Below are 15,929 nucleotides of genomic sequence, written 5' to 3'. Positions count from 1 at the left end.
TATTGTGTTACGAATAAACCCTTTCGTTAAAGAGTTTAGTGTCCCTATTTCATTCCTTGAACCTGCCATAACTTTCTCCTTCTTTCATTATAGCTTGTCCTCGAATAGCTTAACATATACAATAACGAGGATACGCAAATTCATTGCCAATATATTTTTTAGTAAGAGGGATAAATTCTTGTCGTTTAGTATTATTCAAATTAGTTAGCCACATACAATTATTAGGTGAAATAATTCTTTCACCATATTCATTTATTTTTGTCTCTAAACCATATAATTCATAATATTCAGGAACAATAAACCCTGATATACCACGCCCTAAATTTATTCCTACCCAAATTTTATTTTCCTTTATTAAAGGATAAATATTTTTATATGTAAGAGCATTAACGGGGCTAATTATTAGAAATTTTTTACTATATTTAACTAGAGTATCTATATATTCTCTAAATAAACTAAAAGGAGGATTAGTAACCACTATATCAGCTTCTTTAAGTAAGGTTAGGCACTCATTGCTTCTAAAGTCACCATTACCTTCAAGTTTACTAAAGCTATTTTTAGGGTTATGTAAAATATGTTCTATATTGATTAGGTTATCATTAGTATTGGGTAATTGTTCGGTAACAATGATTTTATGAGAATATTTTATATTCTTTTCTTGAGAGTCCTTACTATCAAAAAGCTCTAAGTTTTTGCTCTTCCTCGTATAATAGGTAGTAACAAGTTTTTTAAGTTTAAGATGGTTAAAGTTAAGAGCAAAATATTTAAAAAAGTTGCTTTTATAGGGGTCATCACAGTTGCAATAAATTACCTTACCCGCAAACTGCTCTTTATAGTGTTTTAACTCTCGCTCAATGTCGACAAATTGAGTATAAAATTCATCGTTTTTGTTGTTTTTAGCGTTGTCTAATAGAGAACGATTTACTGTTCTTGGCATGATTATTTTTTGGAATTCTTAAATTTGGTAAGTTGATTAAAAATATCCCGCCCTAACATTTGAAGTGATGTCTTAGCAATGTCTAACATTATATTTAACATTTCACTTACCTCCCATTTTTTTCCATCTCCTTGCGTGTAAATTGATGTTGCCTGTAACATAACACTTACATCTTTATTAGTTATAATTTTATTTTTACAGACATTGGTGTTTATTTTCATACTGTAATTTGCGGCTGTCAATCTATCTAATCTATTTAATGCACCTGAGTTATGAATTAAAGATACTTGCCTTCCATCTGGTCTAGCAACAATAACATCTTTTGTTAAGAAATTAGAGCCTTCTTTTATCTCATTAGAGATTATAGACATTTATGAATGTAATTTCAATAGGAATTATTCTAATATTTCTTGTAAATAAAAAATGATTTTTAATGCCTATAAAAGGATAGTTACCTAATGATGTACCGTATTGACATCGTAGATGGAATAAAGTACACTAATTAACATATATGCACATAATTTGGCAGGTTTAAACCCTGCACAGCTAAATTTTTATGAAAGCACAAGGTTAAATATGCACAAAACAGTAGCCGTTACCGGCGGCGGCGGATATATCGCCGGTTTTATTATAGACGAATTTCTTAACAACGATTATCACGTAAGGGTAAGCCTGCGCGATCTAGCTAAATTAAAGGCTTTAAAAGAGCAGCTTAAAAATTTTATCAGCCCCGATAAGTTAGAATATCTTTCGGCTTTTAAGGCCGATTTAACCACCAAAGATGGCTGGACAGAAGGTTTTACAGGAACAGATGGGGTTATCCATGTGGCCTCGCCTTTAGGCTCGGGCAAAGAAAGTGCGGCTCAACTACGGGCGGTAGCCGAAGGCGGTACTCTTAATATTTTACAAAATGCTGTAACGGCAGGGGTTAAACGAGTGGTCATGACTTCTTCGTTGGCGGCTTGTACTCCTAAAACCAACGTTGGTAAAGTAATATTAGATGAAAGTTTTTGGAGCGATGAAAATAACCCCCAGCTAGACCCTTACCGCCTTTCTAAATTGGCGGCCGAACGAGCTGCATGGAAATTTTCTAAAGAAAACAATTTGCCATTAACTACTATCTTACCCGGCGCCGTTTTTGGCCCTATTATGAGTGCGGGTAATACAAGCAGTGTAGCTTTGTTACTTAGGTTAATTAATGGGAATTTACCAAAAGCTATTAATATCCCTTTAGAGGTAAGTGATGTGCGCGATTTAGCCGTTTTGCACCGTTTAGCTTTAGAAAGCGAAGCCGCCATTAACCAGCGTTTTTTAGCGGCCAGCCAAACCATTACTATGCCGCAGGTGGCTCAGCTTTACCGCACTCATTACCCGCACTGTAAAGCCCCCGCAAAAGTTTTTTCTAACTTTACCGTGCGGTTTTTGGCCAACTTTGTCCCGGCCTTAAGAGCCTTAACGCCTATGCTTAACCGCAGCTACACGCATAGCTGCCAAAAAGCCGAAGAACTCTTAAAGTGGCGGCAACACACCCCGCAGCAAACCATGCTCGCTGCCGCCGCCTCTTTTGAGCAACTGGGATTAATAAAGTAGCCGCCAAATTTTACCGGGTTTATTAATCTAGTTCTTGGTAATTTTTGATAAAGTCTTCGGCACTGTAAGCGTAAAATTTAGAGTAATTTTCTCTTACGACAAAATCCAGCGGGAAAACCTCTACTTCAATTTTAATACCGATAGAGCTAAAAGAGTTAATGGTAAAACGATTACCTTTAAAATTGATAGTTTTGTAAGAGGTATGCATAACTAAATCTTCAATTTCTTTTAAATTTACTGCGTTATTAGGGCCGTAATACTGAATGGCTTCTATCTTTTTATGAGTGCGTCTATCCATATATTTTTTTATCATTTTTTACCCTCAATTTATATTTTACCACAGCTTATAAATATGTAAAGAAAATTTTTACCATTTTATAGCCAATATACTTGTTATAATAGTCTGATAATCTATTAGAAATAATAATTGACAAATTGCTAAAAATACCCTAAACTCTAGAAAGAGGTAATTTTATGTCGAATACGACACCAAACGAAGCCCTAACCGCTTTAAAAGATGGTAACGCTCGTTTTTTAGCCGGTAATTACAAAAGTTATAACAGCAGCTTAACCCCCTTAACTGCCGGACAAAGCCCCTATGCGGCCATATTATCTTGTGCCGATTCGTGCGTGCCACCGGAAATTTTATTTAACGCCGGTTTTGGCGATATTTTTGTGGTGCGGGTAGCCGGCAATATTGCCGCCTCCTCGCAGGTAGGCTCGCTAGAATTTGCCGTAACCAACTTAAATGTGCCTTTAATTGTGGTAATGGGCCATACCCAATGCGGTATAATTGAAGCTGCTATAAACAATCAGAAATTTGAGGGCGATTTAGGCAAAGTGGTAAACAGCCTCAAAAAAGCCGGTAAATTAGCTGCCGGTAAAGATATAAACACTGTAACCAAACAGGTAACCTTACTTAGCAAAGAAGAGCTGTTAAAAAGCCCGGTTATCCATAAGGCTGTAACCAGCGGTAAAATTAAAGTTGTTACCGCTATTTGTAATATTGCCTCTGGTACGGTAGAATTTTTTAACGAAGAAGAAGCTGTACCCACACTTTCACCCGAAATATTAGAGCAAAGATTGGCCGCCATCGAAGCCGAGACGGCCGAATTGAGGAAGGAATAAACAAATGACCGATATTATTAATCTTATCCCCCATCGCCAACCCTTTTTATTTGTAGACCGTTTAATTAGTGTAAACGAAAAAGAGATAGTAGGCGAAAAACTTTTTAGCGCCGATGAGCCTTTTTTTGCCGGCCACTTTCCGCAGTACCCGGTGGTACCCGGCGTCATTTTGGTAGAGGCCCTAGCCCAATGCGGCGGGGCCGGTGTACGTGAGGCAGGCTTAATTAAAGACGACGATTTATTTTTTTTAGCCAGTGTCGAAAAAGCTAAATTTAGGCGGCAAGTAAGGCCCGGTGAATTGGCCCGCTTTGAAGTTACCAACTTACGTGCCGGCGGCCCGATGTTAAAACAAGAGGGCAAAGTTTTTATTGGAGACGAGCTGGCCTGCGAGGCTAGTTGGTTATGTTTAGTGGGTAAAGCTCAAAGCTAATAGGTATACCCCCTTTATTAAAGGGGGTATTTGTCATTATTGAGCTATTTTGGTGAGTTGCATAGTTTCGTTTTGCGAAATAACCAAATTACCTAAGTAACTATTTAACCCGTGTCTTGCTCTATTATTGGTAACATCTTCTACAAAAACAGCATAATAATAATTATCTTGACCAATATAATAATAAGCTGTCATACTATCTTTTGCTAAGCTGCCTAAAGCGCTGGGTAAATTAAAGCTGCTAAGCCATGTTAAAGTTTGCTCTATAGTACGTCTTTCATGATAAATAAAATCGGGGTTAGCGGTAGGGTTATTAGCAATAATATTCAACATTTGCTGGGCTCTACTCCCGCTGTAAACCGTACTGCGCACAAAATTATCAGCAATTAATTGATTATAAGCCCCAACAGAAACATCTGTTAAAAATAAATCGTAATAATGAACAAGTTCCGGCTCTTTAGGATTACAGCCAACTAATAAAACGAGTACAAGTGATAACATAGTTAAAATTTTTTTCATAAATCCTCCATTTTCCTTAAAACTACAAAAAGTATAAACTATTTTAAGTTATTTGTCAAATAAATGCACTAATAATAATAAAGAACATTATAAGTATTTCATTACTTAAATTAATAGCTAAGTACTACTTTGTAAGGATTAACTGCTTGTTTAGTTGAACAGGCTACTAAAGAATAGAAAAGCTAGGTTTAATGCCTAGCTTATATTTTTAGCGCTTCCTCTAAAGGTTTATAATTTTGATAATAAACAGGTATTTATAATTTTTACTCGTCTTTAGTATTAGCTTATGGCGACCGCATTAACATTTTCTAGCTTTATTTGTATACCCAATTTGCTCAGTAAGCTATTGGTAGTAGCTTTATCATTATGGCTTAGATTAAAAACAGAAGCAGCCTTACTGCGCGGTAGAGCCTCTAATATAGCTATTAAAAAGTTAAAATCATTTTGTTCTAGGGCAAATTTGATGTTAGCCAGAACCTCTTCTTGACTATCAAGATCATCTGCTAAATTCCATTTAGTAGCTTCAAAATCTTCTTCAATTAAGCCTAACTCTTCAAGTTCCTGTTCTTTTTCCATTTTACACCTCTTTATAGTTATTAGCTAACTTCTTGGCCCGTTTAATATCTTCGGCTTGGCTATCCTTAACTCCACCTAAAAGTAATAAAATTATCTGGCCTTTAATTTCTTTGTAATATAATCTATAGCCTTTAGCATAATGGATACGAAGCTCATAAATACCATTACTATCAACAATAAACTTACTATTACCAGCGTAACCTTGTTGCAAACTAACTGTACGGCTTCTTATGTATTTTTTAGCTGTATCATCTTTAAGTTTATCAAACCACTTAATATAAGCTTTAGTGCGTAATACTTCTTTCACTTGTAAGGTGTAACTCTATTTATCTTATATGTCAATATTGACAATTTATCTAAATAACTTTTAACTTGCTCTTGCACTTTAGCAATAAATATATAACCAAAGCCCTCCGATGGAGGGCTTTGGTTCTTTTAACGAAGCAAAAAGATAGGAGCTCCGGGACCAACCGGTACACCGGTAAGATACCAAACAATAGCCAATAATCCCCAAAAGAACAGGAAGAGTACGGCATAAGGCATCATTAGGGCCGTTAAACTACCGATACCGGCTTTAGGGTCGTACTTTTGCATAAAAGTTAAAATTAAAGCAAAGTAACTTAGTAAAGGCGTAATAATGGTAGTAGAGCTATCGGCTACCCTGTAAAGTGCCTGTACAAATTCGGGCGACCAACCAACCACCATAAACATCGGTACAAAAACGGGGGCCAAAAGCGCCCATTTAGCCGAAGCCGAGCCAATAAAAAGGTTAACAACGGTAACAATAAGTAAAAAAGCAATAATCAGCGGTACGCCGCCAATACCCATTGCCTGTAAAAAGTTACCGCCGCCAACGGCAATTAAGGTGCCTAAGTTAGATTGTGTAAAGTAAGCAATAAATTGAGCCGAGAAAAATACTAAAACTAAATAACTGCTCATATCGGCAAAGCTTTTACCCATTAAACCAATAACATCTTTATCGTTCTTAATTGTACCTACGGTACGGCCATAAACAATACCGGGTATCATAAAAAACAACATCATAATGGTAATAAGGCCGGTAAAAAAGGGCGATATTAAAATGCCGCCCGTAGTAGGGTTACGTAAAATACCCCAGCTAGGCACAATAGTTAAGGCCATAAGTACGGCAAAAAGAATAATACTGATGGTAGCGTTACGCAGCCCTTTCTTTTGCAGCGGGGTTAGCTGCTCGATGGTTTCGTTATTACCGCCCTCCCACTTGGGCAAACGGGGCTCAACAATCTTTTCGGTAATAATAGTAGCCAGTATCGTTAAAAAGACGGTACTAACCATATTAAAAAATAAGTTAGCGGCGGGCGTTACGATATAATCGGGTATCATAATTTGAGCGGCGGCTTGAGTAATACCGCCCAGCAGGGCGTCAAGCGGAGTAATAAGCAAGCTGGCGCAAAAAGCGGCGCTAACACCGGCAAAAGCAGCGGCTAAGCCCGCTAGCGGGTGACGGCCGCTGGCGGCAAAAATAACGGCACCTAAAGGAATAAGTACAACATAACCTACGTCGGCAGCAATGCTGCTCATAATACCGGCAAAAACCACAATCACGGTAATTAAACGTTTTGGAGCTTTAAGCACAATGTTACGCAAGCTGGCATCAATTAAACCGCTGCCTTCGGCGATGGTAACACCCACCATAGCAATAAGCACCATACCCAGCGGCGGGAAGAGCACAAAGTTACTGACAAAGCTGGTAACCATATACCTAATACCATCGGGAGAAAGCAAGCCCATCACCGCTACGGTACGTTCGGTAGCTTCGCCGGCCACAATTTGGGTAAAGCTAACGCTAACCCCAAGAGCCCACAATAAAGTAGAAATTAAAATAACCGCTAAGGTTAAAATGGCAAAGAGTGTAGCCGGGTGCGGTAATTTGTTACCTACCCGCTCGATGTTATCGAGCATACGCATACCTAAGCCTTTTTTAGCTAATTTGTTCACGAAAAATCCTCCTTCGTTTTACAGTTGTCATCTATTTGTATTAAATTTGACATTTTAGTTTAATACGATATATAGAAAGTGTCAATAAAGAATATACAAATAAATTGTATAATAATGATACACAAATTATAACTTATTACTATTAATTAAAATAAAAATGTATAAGAAAAGTAAAACCCTCCGGTGGAGGGCTTCTGCTACAATATGTAGTATTTATTAAAAACGGCTTTTTATACCAGCTCCACTTTAATATTGGGCGAAATATCACTTTGCATAGCCAGCTCGATAGCCGTACGCGTACCGGTATTTGCTCCGGCACAGCCGGCGCAGGCTCCAGCGAATTTTAGCTTAACAATAAAGCGGCCATCTTGGGCGCTAAAATCGGCTATAGTAGCGCTGCCGCCATCACGGGCTAACAAAGGTAAAATTTCGGCCTGTAAATATTCCTCTAACCTCTTGCCCTGCTGAAAGCCCGATAAATCTTCAAATTTTAAAGCGGCAGGCTCTTCGCCGGCTTCTTTAGCCATTTCGGCCCGAGTTTCGCGTAAAATATCTACTAAATAATATTTTTTGGCTTCGTGGCCGCCGGGTTTTACGCAGCTTTTACAAAAAGCGCCGGCTTTGGTATAGTTGGTAATTTCTTCTACGGTAGTTAAATTATTAATACGTATGGCATCTTTAATGGTACGCAGCTTAACCCGGGCGCATTCGCAAACTATTTCGTTGTCGTCAAAGTCGCTTTTTTCTTTACCATAATAAATAGCGGCGGCTTCTTTTATCACATCGTAGGCCATTACGCTGCAATGCATTTTTTGCGGCGGCACGGCGGCTTCATCGGGGTTATCACGCAAAGCTTGCTCTACATCTATATTGGTAATTTGCACCGCTTCGTCAACGGTTTTACCAATAGTCATTTCTACCATCATATCACTGGCTGCGATGGCCGTACCGCAACCAAAACTTTTAAATTTGGCCGCTAATATTTTACCCTGCGGTGATACTACCCAATATAACCTAACGGCATCGCCGCAGCTTTCGGCCCCATAGTCGGCCACGATAAGACGGCCGTCTAATTTTTGAGCATCTTCCTCCGTCAGCTCACCGCGTGCCTGCGGATCGTTCATACGCGCCGCCACCTTGCTACTATAACGCTCCCACAACGAGCCCCCAATTAAATCGTCTTTTGGCATTTAAACTCCCTCGATAACGGTTAAAAGCCGCCTCTTTAAAAATTAAAATAATAATACTTTTATTAAATATAATCTAATTTATCAAAAATTGCTAGCTTTTTTTTAAGATAATATTATCTTTAGGGTGTATTTTATAAAAGTACAGGAGAGAAAACAATGAAAAAGCTAGCTATCTTTGGTCACCCCGATTGGGCAAGCTCGCAGGTAAGCGCCGCTTGGTTTAAATATTTTGAACAACAAGGTGATATAACCCTGCACAAATTAATAAATGCCCAGAGTAACTGGTGTTTTGATGTAGCTGCCGAACAACAATTATTGGCCAATCACGATAGAATAATACTTATTTTTCCTATCCGCTGGTACGGCGAGCCTTCATTGGTTAAAAAATGGTGCGAAGATATTATCTTAGATGGTTTTGCTTACGGCAGCCGGCACGCTTTAAAAGGTAAAGAGCTACTCATTGCCGCCAGCTGCGGCGGCGTAGCCGAAATTTACCGCACACAAGGCCGCAACTGTTACCCTTTAGATATTTTTTTAGCCCACTGGCAAGCTATTAGCCATTTATGCGGCCTAACTTACTACCCTGCGTATGCTTTGTATGGTGTTTATCATAAAACTACTACCGATTACGAAGAGGCCGGGACTAAATTACTACAACAGTTTAATAGCGATAAACCTACGGCCATTAATAGCTTATAACTGAAAACTGAAAACTGAAAACTGAAAACTGAAAACTGAAAGATTGTAACTCTTATTCTGTGTTTGTCAACTATCAGTTCTCAACTTTTACCTTTTAATTGTATAAAAAAGCCTTTAAGTTAAGCTTAACGCATCGCCCTGTACTTAACCTATTGCTGCTTCCTTCCGGACCTGACAAGGTTTGGCTAATAACAGCCGCACGTGGCCTAACTTAAAGGCAGCTTTACCTTAACATACCCGTAAAGGTTTTGTCAAGTTACTTGCAGCTTTACATTTTAAGCTTAATTTTTTTAAAACCCCTTATAGGTACTAGTAAAAAATCAAATTATCTGATAAAGTAAAATTTTACTGTAAAACGTAAAGTTAAACTAACCATAATACCGTTTACTTAAATAGGAGTATTAATTAAAATTATGGGAATACATAGCTTAAGATGGAAATTCTTTTTTCTTTTTCTAGGATTAGGTGCACTAATTTTTATTAGCGCCGCTTTGCCTATTTTTAACCAATACCAAAACTTTGTGCGCCAAAGTTACGAAAGCACCTTAACCAATGCGGTAAACTTGGTTGCTGCCTTACACCCTATAGAGAGCAGCCAAGTAAATTATTTAACTGCCGAAGATGCCGGTAGCGAATCGAGCGCTTTTCATGAAAGCCTTACCACCACTTTAGTTAAAATAGCCAGTACTTTCGATTTAGCCTATGTTTACTTAGTGGAAAGGCGCGGCACAGCGGCTAACAGAAGCTATTACTTTCTTGCCTCTAGTTATGATACGCCGGGTGTTATCGATGTAGAGGAATGGGGAGAGGTACCGCCAGAACTTAGCGCTGCCTTTAATACGGGAATAGTAACCCTAACAAACCAATACATCGACCCGGAATGGGGCACCTTAGTAACGGCCTTTTTACCCATTTGGGAAGCCGGGCAAGTTATCGCCGTATGGGCTGCCGACTTTAATGTGCGAGATGTTAATGACTTAAGAACCCGTTCACTTATTACCTTTTTTATTACTTTAGCAATCTCTTTAGTTATATCCTTAGTTTTTGCCTTTCTTGTTTCGGTATCTTTTAGCGCCACCGTACAAAATATAGAGGAAATAGCCGATGCCTTAGCTAAAATGAATTTTGCTGCCGGCTTCAGCAGCTATCGTAAAGACGAGCTGGGGCTTATCCAAAAGGCTTTAATGGAGATACGCAATAGCCTTAAAACCAATATTAATAAACTTAACGACCACCTTTTACAGGCATCGGGGCGCAGCGAACAACTTAACGGGATAATTGTCAGTTCGTTAGATAACTTAGGTTCTATCAACGATAGTATAAAAAATATGCAGGATAGTACCGATTTGCAAAAATTAGCGATTGTACGTACCTCCACTTCGGTAAACGAAATTACTAATTCTATCGATGCTCTAAACCAAGCCATTAAGCTGCAAGCTTCACAGGTAACCAATTCCTCGCAAACGGTGCAGCAAATGATAGCAGGCACAGAAGCCTTAAGCCCGATGGTGCAAGATGCCAGCAAAACCACCGATGCCCTTAGCAGAACTTCGGCCGAAGGCCACGCTATGCTTTTACGTTTAGCAGAGGAAGTAAGGCAAATTGAAACAGAGGCTGTAGCTTTACAAGTTGCCAACAAAAGTATCGCGGATATTACCGGCCGTACCAATATTTTAGCTATGAATGCCGCTATCTCGGCGGCTCACGCCGGCGAAGCCGGTAAAGGTTTTGCCGTTGTAGCCGGCGAAATACGTAAATTGGCCGAGCTTTCGGCTAAAGAATCTGGTAATATTTCGCTGCGGATTAGCGAAATTGAACGCCGCATTTCGCAGGTAGGTACCGTATCCAGCGAAACTGTTGATACCATGAACTTAATTTTTGACGAAATTAAAGAAATGGATAAATCTTTTGGTCTTGTTTTTAATATGGTAAATACCACCGCTGCTAAACAAGAAGAGGGCAGTGCGCAAATTATCGAGGCTCTTAAGACTATTCAAAAAACTATCGAAAATGTTGGAGACGGAGCTGCAGCCATACTTAAACAAAGCGAAATTATTAACCAAGATATGCAGCAGCTAGACGAAAGCTCGGAAACCGTTAAAAAACGAGTGGAAAATGTACAAGATGCCAGCGTGCGTATAGCCGAACTGCTTAACACAGCTAAAGAGCCAGAAGCGGAACCCAGCTAAACAGCTTTATCTACCGTGCGGATTTTGTTTACACACGGTAGATAAAAAAGTTAAATTTAAACCGTTAATAACTCATTAATTATCTTTTTAATGGCCGTTACTAACACATCAATAGCTGCTTTATCCTCGCCTTGGGCCAAAATATAAAATTTAATTTTAGGCTCGGTGCCGCTGGGCCGTACAATAACTTTGGTGCCGCCGGCTAAGTTATATTCCAGCACATCACTTTTGGGTAAATCGGTATCTTTTAAGTAATCAATTATCTTAACGGTAGCCTCCGGCCAATTTACAGGATTATGCCGCAGCTTGGTTATAAGGGTTTGCATAGCTTTTAAGCCGGCAAGGCCGGGAAAATCGTGGGCTACTTGGTGTTCCTCAAAGTAACCAAACTTTGTATATAACTCGTTAAGTTTATCCAGTAAAGTTTTACCTTGCTTACTATAATACAAAGCCATCTCGGCGGTAAGCAAAGCTGCCGAAACGGCATCTTTATCACGCACCTCTGGGGTGGCTAAGTAGCCGTAACTTTCTTCGCAGCCAAAGATAAAAACGCCGCTCTCTTTAGCGATGGTTTCGCCAATATATTTAAAGCCGGTAAGCAGGCGGTAATCTTTTAAACCATAACTTTTAGCAATTAAATTTTGCAAATTACTGGTAACAATAGTGTTGGCAAAATAGCTACCGGCCGGCAGTTCGTGTTGTTCCTTGCGGCTATGGCAAAGATAATCTAAAAGCAAGGCCCCTATTTGGTTACCGGTCAACAGTTTATATTCGCCGTTATGTAAAACGGCAAGGCCTAACCTATCGGCATCGGGGTCGGTAGCCAGTACTAAGGCGGCCTTTTCTTTTTTTGCCAGCTCGATGGCTAGCTGTAAAGTTTCGGCGTATTCGGGGTTAGGCACTTTAACGGTAGGAAAGTTGCCATCGGGCAGCCTTTGCGCCTCCGGTATCACAACCTTAAAGCCGGCTTTAGTTAAATTATTATAAACAGGCAAATAACCGCTGCCATGTAACGGCGTATAACTGATGGTATAACCGGCAGGATTAAGTTTAACATCGCTCGCTGGGGTTAGGCTGCTATCTTCGGCTTCTATTTGGTCCAGCGGGTTGTAATCTATATAACGCCACAAACCTTGCACTAACTGGCCGTAAGCTTTATCTAACTGCTCCCCTATGGTAATAATGAGCCCTTTGTTTACCGCCTCATCATAGTTAATATTATTAATAGCGATTACTTTACCAACTTCGTCCTCTATACCTACATCGTGCGGCGGCAGCACTTGGCAACCATCGCTGCCGTAAACTTTGTAACCGTTGTAAGCCGGCGGGTTATGGCTGGCCGTTATCATAATACCTACATCGGCCTCGTAATGGCGCACAGCAAAACTAAGCAACGGTACAGGGCGGGCTGCATCACTTAAGTAAGCCGTAAAGCCGTTAGCCGCAAAGATTAAAGCCGTTTCTTTAGCAAAAAGCTCGCTGTAGTTGCGGGTATCGTAACTAATGGCTACTTTAAGCGGCTTATTAGGATAGGCTTTTTTAAGGTAATTAGCCACCCCTTGCCCGGCCCGTTTAATGGTGTAAGGATTTAAACGGCTGTACCCTGCGCCAATTAAGCCGCGCATACCGCCGGTGCCAAAAGCCAGATAGCTGCTAAACCGCTCGGCCAATTCGGCTTCGTTCGTTTTTACCCCTTCCGCTTCTTTCAAAAAGATAGGATTGGTTTCTTGCTGTAAATAACTATTTAATTTTATTTGTAGTTCGCTCATAAAACCCTCTTAATAAGTATATTGCTTAATTATAGCACACAAAATGTAAGATGGCAAATTTTAAATTACTAAATTTTTTCTTTTAGACAGCATAGCCCCTGTCGATAATTTACAATGCTACCTATCTATTTATCCTCTTTTATCAAAATTAATTAACCCTTTACCTCTACAAAAACCTCTAGTGGCCTTGCCAAAAGTTTTAGTTATCAATATAATGGTTTAGCAAATAATTTAAGGAATATTGAGGAAATTTTATGGACATTCAAAAGGTACGTAATATTGGTATTAGCGCCCATATCGATTCGGGCAAAACTACCCTATCAGAACGTATTTTGTTTTTTAGCAACAAAATTCATGCCATTCACGATGTTAAAGGGAAAGACGGCGTTGGGGCCACTATGGACCACATGGAGCTGGAGCGCGAACGCGGTATTACCATTACCAGCGCCGCTACCAACATTAGCTGGGACGATAACGACATTAACTTAATTGATACACCCGGCCACGTCGACTTTACCATTGAAGTAGAGCGCAGCTTACGTGTATTAGACGGCGCTATTTTAGTGCTATGTTCGGTAGCCGGTGTGCAAAGCCAATCTATTACGGTAGACAGGCAGCTTAAACGTTACCATGTGCCGCGCATTGCCTTTGTTAATAAGTGCGACCGCACCGGTGCTAACCCTTTTAGGGTTAAAGAACAACTGCGCGATAAGCTTAACTTAAACTCGGTGCTTATTCAAATACCGATTGGCCTAGAAGACCAATTTAAAGGTGTAGTAGATTTAATTGAAATGAAAGCTATCACCTTTGATGACGAAGGAAAATTTGAAGTGGGCGAAATTCCTGCCAACATGAAAGAAGACGCTTTAAAGTACCGTGCTCAAATGCTGGATAGCGTTAGCGCCTTTAGCGATGAGCTGATGGAAATGGTGATGGAAGATGAGCATGGCGCAAGCATTCCCAGCGATTTAATTAAAGCCGCTATCCGCAAAGGGACCATCGCCGAGCAATTAGTGCCGGTAATGATGGGCAGCGCCTACAAAAATAAAGGCGTGCAACCGGTGTTAGATGGCGTTATTAGCTACTTACCTAACCCGGCCGAAGTTACCAACAAAGCCCTAGACCTTGCTAATAACGAAGCCGAAGTAATTTTAGCCAGCGATGCTACCAAACCTACCGTAGCCCTTGCCTTTAAATTAGACGATGGCCAATACGGGCAGGTTACCTACATACGCGTTTATCAGGGGACCATTAAAAAAGGTGATGAGCTTATTAACAGCCGCACCCAAAAGAAATTTAAAGTTGGCCGCCTTGTACGTATGCACAGTAACGAAATGAGCGACATTAGCGAATCGCCGGCCGGTGATATTGCCGCCCTTTTTGGTATTGATTGTGCCAGCGGCGACACCTTTTGTAGCCCAAAGGTAAATTACAGCTTAACCAGTATGTACGTGCCGGCCCCCGTTATCAGCCTTTCGGTAAAGCCTGTTGATAAAAAAGCCGCCGATAATATGGCCAAAGCTCTTAACCGCTTTACCAAAGAAGACCCCACCTTCCGCACCTTTGTTGACCCCGAAAGTAACGAAACCATTGTGCAAGGTATGGGTGAGCTACACCTTGAAGTATACATTGAACGTATGAAGCGTGAGTATAAAGCCGAAGTTACCACCGGTGCGCCGCAGGTAGCTTACCGCGAAACCATCACCAAACACGCCGATTTTAATTACATTCACAAAAAGCAAACCGGCGGTAGCGGCCAATATGCACGTGTGGCCGGATTTATCGACCCAATGGAAGGCGAATACGAATTTGTGAACAGCATTAAGGGTGGTGTTATCCCCACCGAATTTGTACCGAGCTGTGATAAAGGCTTTAAGAGCTGCCTCGATAAGGGCGGGCTTATCGGTTTCCCTATCGTAGGTGTTAAATGTACCATTAATGACGGCCAATACCACCCGGTAGACAGTAGCGATATGGCCTTCCAAGTTGCCGCCCGCGGCGGTTTCCGTGAGGCTTACCTAAAAGCTGGGCCGCAAATCCTTGAACCTATTATGAAAGTAGTGGTTGAAGGACCAAGCGAGTTTCAGGGGACTATTTTAGGAACCATTAACCAACGGCGTGGTATGATACTCGGCAGTACCGAAGAAGGCAAAAACTGCGTGATTGAAAGTGAAGTGCCGCTTAGCGAAATGTTTGGTTACAGCACCACCTTACGCAGCAACACGCAAGGGAAAGCCGAATTTAGTATGGAATTTGCTAAATATGCCAAAGCCCCTGCTAATGTAAGCGAAGAGCTAATTAAAAAGTACGGTAAAAATGCCGGTAAAAGTGAATAGTTAATGTAGGTTGTAATTAATACAACCGTTGTAAGGCTATTACGAGCATATATGCGGTAAACAACAATGCTCGTAGTAGTTTCTTTTCACTTACATACATTTTTTACACCTCCATATAGGATTTTCCTTATACGAAAGCGTTCTGTTTACCAAAGCCCTTAGGCTTATAGCCGTACTTTAACACATAAAACTTATTTTAACAAGCTTTTGCTTAAAGGAGAGATTTTGTGCTAAAAACTTTATTTTTTTATAAACTTTTTTTCATTATTGGAAGGTAACTAGGAAGTGATGGACCAATGGTATGAAAAACGTTACATACTAAGCTTTCCCTTTGATGGGCAAAACTTTATAGTCCCCGTTAAATTCATTTGGGTTGACTGGTCTGATGATAATATATTTTTTCTTGATAACTAATAATAAACTACCTTCTTACCAGCGGGTTTTCTATCCCCACCCGGCGCAGCCGCTCTACATAAGCATCGGCTTCTGCGCGCGGCACGCCGCGTATCTCTATACGGATAACACCCTCGCTGTTCATAGCTGCAAAAGCATTAAAACCATTATTACGTAAATGGTCGCGCATAGTTTG

15 protein-coding genes and 1 other RNA gene are annotated in these 15,929 nt (G+C 40.2%); 6 read left to right on the top strand and 10 right to left on the bottom strand.

Features of this window, described 5'->3' with window-relative positions; translation table 11 throughout:
- Positions 1 to 109: 109 nt before the first annotated feature.
- The gene (locus tag FWE37_05750) at positions 110 to 937 is read right to left on the bottom strand and encodes an adenine-specific methyltransferase EcoRI family protein (GenBank protein ID MCL2520488.1); all 828 of its coding nucleotides are present in this window, start codon (positions 935 to 937) and stop codon (positions 110 to 112) included.
- A gap of 2 nt (positions 938 to 939) precedes the next feature.
- A complete protein-coding gene (locus FWE37_05745; protein ID MCL2520487.1) occupies positions 940 to 1,308 on the bottom strand; it encodes a type II restriction endonuclease in 369 nt (122 codons plus the stop codon).
- A gap of 205 nt (positions 1,309 to 1,513) precedes the next feature.
- Between FWE37_05745 and FWE37_05740 the strand changes: the two genes are divergently transcribed.
- Positions 1,514 to 2,527, top strand: coding sequence for an NAD-dependent epimerase/dehydratase family protein (locus tag FWE37_05740; protein MCL2520486.1), 1,014 nt, complete (start codon positions 1,514 to 1,516; stop codon positions 2,525 to 2,527).
- Between the two features lie 22 nt (positions 2,528 to 2,549).
- On the opposite strand, the gene FWE37_05735 is transcribed toward FWE37_05740, so the two are convergent.
- Complete coding sequence (locus FWE37_05735) at positions 2,550 to 2,840, bottom strand: hypothetical protein (GenBank protein ID MCL2520485.1); 291 nt, start codon at positions 2,838 to 2,840, stop codon at positions 2,550 to 2,552.
- Between the two features lie 161 nt (positions 2,841 to 3,001).
- Between FWE37_05735 and FWE37_05730 the strand changes: the two genes are divergently transcribed.
- Together FWE37_05730 and fabZ are read left to right on the top strand one after the other, a co-directional pair.
- Complete coding sequence (locus tag FWE37_05730) at positions 3,002 to 3,655, top strand: hypothetical protein (GenBank protein MCL2520484.1); 654 nt, start codon at positions 3,002 to 3,004, stop codon at positions 3,653 to 3,655.
- A gap of 4 nt (positions 3,656 to 3,659) precedes the next feature.
- Complete coding sequence (gene fabZ / locus FWE37_05725) at positions 3,660 to 4,085, top strand: 3-hydroxyacyl-ACP dehydratase FabZ (GenBank protein MCL2520483.1); 426 nt, start codon at positions 3,660 to 3,662, stop codon at positions 4,083 to 4,085.
- Between the two features lie 36 nt (positions 4,086 to 4,121).
- On the opposite strand, the gene FWE37_05720 is transcribed toward fabZ, so the two are convergent.
- The 5 genes from FWE37_05720 to FWE37_05700 form a co-directional block, all read right to left on the bottom strand.
- Positions 4,122 to 4,604 carry a hypothetical protein gene (locus tag FWE37_05720; GenBank protein ID MCL2520482.1) on the bottom strand — a complete coding sequence of 161 codons (483 nt, stop codon included), beginning with the start codon at positions 4,602 to 4,604 and terminating at the stop codon, positions 4,122 to 4,124.
- A 279-nt stretch (positions 4,605 to 4,883) separates the two neighbouring features.
- Positions 4,884 to 5,180, bottom strand: coding sequence for a hypothetical protein (locus FWE37_05715; GenBank protein ID MCL2520481.1), 297 nt, complete (start codon positions 5,178 to 5,180; stop codon positions 4,884 to 4,886).
- A 1-nt stretch (position 5,181) separates the two neighbouring features.
- A complete protein-coding gene (locus FWE37_05710; protein MCL2520480.1) occupies positions 5,182 to 5,487 on the bottom strand; it encodes a type II toxin-antitoxin system RelE/ParE family toxin in 306 nt (101 codons plus the stop codon).
- Positions 5,488 to 5,615: 128 nt separating this feature from the next.
- Positions 5,616 to 7,157, bottom strand: coding sequence for an AbgT family transporter (locus tag FWE37_05705; protein ID MCL2520479.1), 1,542 nt, complete (start codon positions 7,155 to 7,157; stop codon positions 5,616 to 5,618).
- A gap of 230 nt (positions 7,158 to 7,387) precedes the next feature.
- Positions 7,388 to 8,347, bottom strand: coding sequence for an iron-sulfur cluster assembly scaffold protein (locus FWE37_05700; protein ID MCL2520478.1), 960 nt, complete (start codon positions 8,345 to 8,347; stop codon positions 7,388 to 7,390).
- Positions 8,348 to 8,503: 156 nt separating this feature from the next.
- On the opposite strand from FWE37_05700, the gene FWE37_05695 reads away from it, so the two are divergent.
- Positions 8,504 to 9,046 carry an NAD(P)H-dependent oxidoreductase gene (locus tag FWE37_05695; protein ID MCL2520477.1) on the top strand — a complete coding sequence of 181 codons (543 nt, stop codon included), beginning with the start codon at positions 8,504 to 8,506 and terminating at the stop codon, positions 9,044 to 9,046.
- Positions 9,047 to 9,160: 114 nt separating this feature from the next.
- Here the strand turns inward: FWE37_05695 and ffs are convergent.
- Positions 9,161 to 9,258, bottom strand: an RNA gene (ffs, locus tag FWE37_05690) — signal recognition particle sRNA small type.
- 201 nt (positions 9,259 to 9,459) lie between these two features.
- Here ffs and FWE37_05685 point away from each other — a divergent pair.
- On the top strand, positions 9,460 to 11,235 hold the full coding sequence (locus FWE37_05685) for a methyl-accepting chemotaxis protein (GenBank protein ID MCL2520476.1): 1,776 nt from the start codon (positions 9,460 to 9,462) through the stop codon (positions 11,233 to 11,235).
- A gap of 56 nt (positions 11,236 to 11,291) precedes the next feature.
- Here the strand turns inward: FWE37_05685 and FWE37_05680 are convergent, their stop codons facing one another.
- Positions 11,292 to 13,004 carry a phospho-sugar mutase gene (locus FWE37_05680; protein ID MCL2520475.1) on the bottom strand — a complete coding sequence of 571 codons (1,713 nt, stop codon included), beginning with the start codon at positions 13,002 to 13,004 and terminating at the stop codon, positions 11,292 to 11,294.
- A gap of 254 nt (positions 13,005 to 13,258) precedes the next feature.
- Here FWE37_05680 and fusA point away from each other — a divergent pair, with 254 nt between their 5' ends.
- The gene (gene fusA, locus FWE37_05675; GenBank protein MCL2520474.1) at positions 13,259 to 15,340 is read left to right on the top strand and encodes an elongation factor G; all 2,082 of its coding nucleotides are present in this window, start codon (positions 13,259 to 13,261) and stop codon (positions 15,338 to 15,340) included.
- The last annotated feature ends 589 nt before the right edge of the window (positions 15,341 to 15,929 follow it).

This window comes from Spirochaetaceae bacterium (assembly GCA_009784515.1).
Classification (GTDB): Bacteria; Spirochaetota; Spirochaetia; order WRBN01; family WRBN01; genus WRBN01.
The sequence above is the reverse complement of the archived record's forward strand: the minus strand, read 5'-3'. Positions and strand labels throughout refer to the sequence as shown.

Bases quoted from the DNA above. Each gene is read 5' to 3' on its own strand.
- fabZ (MCL2520483.1), top strand. From the start codon at position 3,660: ATGACCGATATTATTAATCTTATCCCCCATCGCCAACCCTTTTTATTT.
- FWE37_05740 (MCL2520486.1), top strand. From the start codon at position 1,514: ATGCACAAAACAGTAGCCGTTACCGGCGGCGGCGGATATATCGCCGGT.
- FWE37_05750 (MCL2520488.1), bottom strand. From the start codon at position 937: ATGCCAAGAACAGTAAATCGTTCTCTATTAGACAACGCTAAAAACAAC.
- FWE37_05680 (MCL2520475.1), bottom strand. From the start codon at position 13,004: ATGAGCGAACTACAAATAAAATTAAATAGTTATTTACAGCAAGAAACC.
- FWE37_05695 (MCL2520477.1), top strand. From the start codon at position 8,504: ATGAAAAAGCTAGCTATCTTTGGTCACCCCGATTGGGCAAGCTCGCAG.
- FWE37_05700 (MCL2520478.1), bottom strand. From the start codon at position 8,347: ATGCCAAAAGACGATTTAATTGGGGGCTCGTTGTGGGAGCGTTATAGT.
- FWE37_05730 (MCL2520484.1), top strand. From the start codon at position 3,002: ATGTCGAATACGACACCAAACGAAGCCCTAACCGCTTTAAAAGATGGT.
- fusA (MCL2520474.1), top strand. From the start codon at position 13,259: ATGGACATTCAAAAGGTACGTAATATTGGTATTAGCGCCCATATCGAT.
- FWE37_05715 (MCL2520481.1), bottom strand. From the start codon at position 5,180: ATGGAAAAAGAACAGGAACTTGAAGAGTTAGGCTTAATTGAAGAAGAT.
- FWE37_05685 (MCL2520476.1), top strand. From the start codon at position 9,460: ATGGGAATACATAGCTTAAGATGGAAATTCTTTTTTCTTTTTCTAGGA.
- FWE37_05720 (MCL2520482.1), bottom strand. From the start codon at position 4,604: ATGAAAAAAATTTTAACTATGTTATCACTTGTACTCGTTTTATTAGTT.
- FWE37_05745 (MCL2520487.1), bottom strand. From the start codon at position 1,308: ATGTCTATAATCTCTAATGAGATAAAAGAAGGCTCTAATTTCTTAACA.
- FWE37_05735 (MCL2520485.1), bottom strand. From the start codon at position 2,840: ATGATAAAAAAATATATGGATAGACGCACTCATAAAAAGATAGAAGCC.